Source organism: Candidatus Saccharimonadales bacterium, assembly GCA_036397795.1.
Lineage (GTDB): Bacteria > Patescibacteriota > Saccharimonadia > Saccharimonadales > DASWIF01 > DASWIF01.
Genome location: DASWIF010000011.1, coordinates 1 through 1517, shown reverse-complemented (window position 1 = coordinate 1517; position 1517 = coordinate 1). Strand labels below are relative to the sequence as shown.

General features: G+C 52.7%; 4 protein-coding genes. All 4 read left to right on the top strand.

From position 1 onward, the window contains the following. On the top strand, positions 1–441 hold a 441-nt coding region (locus VGA08_00680; protein ID HEX9679120.1), incomplete at its 5' end, for an SGNH/GDSL hydrolase family protein. Positions 442–450: 9 nt separating this feature from the next. Then, positions 451–903, top strand: a complete 453-nt coding sequence (locus VGA08_00675) for a Gmad2 immunoglobulin-like domain-containing protein (protein ID HEX9679119.1) — start codon at positions 451–453, stop codon at positions 901–903. A gap of 13 nt (positions 904–916) precedes the next feature. After that, the gene (locus VGA08_00670) at positions 917–1240 is read left to right on the top strand and encodes a hypothetical protein (GenBank protein ID HEX9679118.1); all 324 of its coding nucleotides are present in this window, start codon (positions 917–919) and stop codon (positions 1238–1240) included. Between the two features lie 10 nt (positions 1241–1250). Further along, positions 1251–1517, top strand: a 267-nt coding sequence (locus VGA08_00665; protein ID HEX9679117.1) for a hypothetical protein, incomplete at its 3' end; no start/stop codon positions are given.

Here is a 1517-nt window from a genome sequence, read left to right as displayed (position 1 = left end):
GGCTTGCGAACTCGTGGCTTGGTGCCAAAACTTAGCGAGTTAACGGCCGGGGCATATGATCCGGTCATCCTCCAAGTTGGGGGAAACGACATTTTGTATTTTACTCCGCTTGATGAACTGAGTCAGGACATCACTCTGGTTTTGGAACAGGCTCGGCGTTTAACCGACGGTCAGATTATTCTGCTTCACAGTGGCAATATTGGACTGGCGCCGTTTTTTCCGCGCTGGGCCGGCTGGCTGTGGTCAGGCCGAACCAAGGCCGTCCGCGAGGTATTTTCTAAGGCGGCTCGAGCAAATGGGGCCAGCTACGTTGACCTCTACCACAACCGGGCGGATGACCCGTTTCTTGGCGACATTCAGCGCTTTTATTCGGCCGACTATCTCCACCCGACTGGCGCCGGCTACGGGGTGTGGTATACTGAAGTCGAGAAATATTTATAATCTTTTTTTATGACAAAACTTAAAATCGCATTATTTCTAGTCGCGGTTGGAATTCTCGGCGCTCTATCATTTCGTTTTTTTGACCAACCTGCTCAGGCGCCCTCTCAGGATGAGGTGCCTTTTAACGGACCTGTCGCGACTACCCATCCGGATATCCGGGTAACCTCGCCAAAGCCAAACTCGGTTGTCAACAGCCCGGTTCGGATCACAGGCGAGGCGCGCGGATTTTGGTATTTTGAAGCCAGTTTTCCGGTTGAGCTTTTGGATGCCGACGGTCAGCGGTTGGCGATTGAGCCGGTTCAGGCTCAAGGTGAGTGGATGACCGAAGAGTTTGTGCCGTTTGACATGACGCTTGATTTTACGCCCACCACTCCGACCGGGGTTTTGATTCTGCACAAAGATAATCCCTCGGGACTGCCCGAGCACGATGCTTCGGTTCAAATTCCGGTTCAGTTTGAATAATACTCCAGACCGCATGCGTACCAGTATTATAATTATCTGTCTTGGTTTTGCGGCGGTTGCTTGCCGCCCTGCTCTGGTTGAGCCCGAAAGCCCGGGCGGACCGACCCCGCTGCCGCCGGCCGACAACGCCGTGATTGAAAACTGCGTCGTGGCCGGATGCAGCAACGAAATTTGCGCCGAGCCGGGCGGCCAAATTTTTTCAACCTGCGTCTACCAGGAATGGTATGCTTGCCTAGAAACCGCGGTCTGCAAACGCCAGCCGAACGGAAGCTGTGGCTGGACTCCAACTCAGGAATTGCAAGAGTGCCTTCAGTCCAAGGGCGGGTCGCTTGAATAAACTTGGATCCATGTCTTCTCGTCAATCGGCACTAACCAAATGGGGAGCACTGCTGCTTGGCATTTTTTTGGTGACTGGATGCGGTCCAAGTATTCAGCGTCTTGGAGTGCCGAGTGATACCGGCTCAACGCCAAAAAATTTCAAAGAAAAAGTTGAGGAGATGCGAACTCTCGGCCGGACTTGGTTATTTTCTAACCAGCTAGAAACCGGCCAATTTTTGTATGACTTTAACGTGTCACGCAACTATAGTCGTCCGGAACTTGATAACGCCATCCGG

What these genes read in the sequence shown, in the direction of transcription:
- VGA08_00675 (HEX9679119.1), top strand. Translation starts at nt 451, where the DNA reads ATGACAAAACTTAAAATCGCATTATTTCTAGTCGCGGTTGGAATTCTC.
- VGA08_00670 (HEX9679118.1), top strand. Translation starts at nt 917, where the DNA reads ATGCGTACCAGTATTATAATTATCTGTCTTGGTTTTGCGGCGGTTGCT.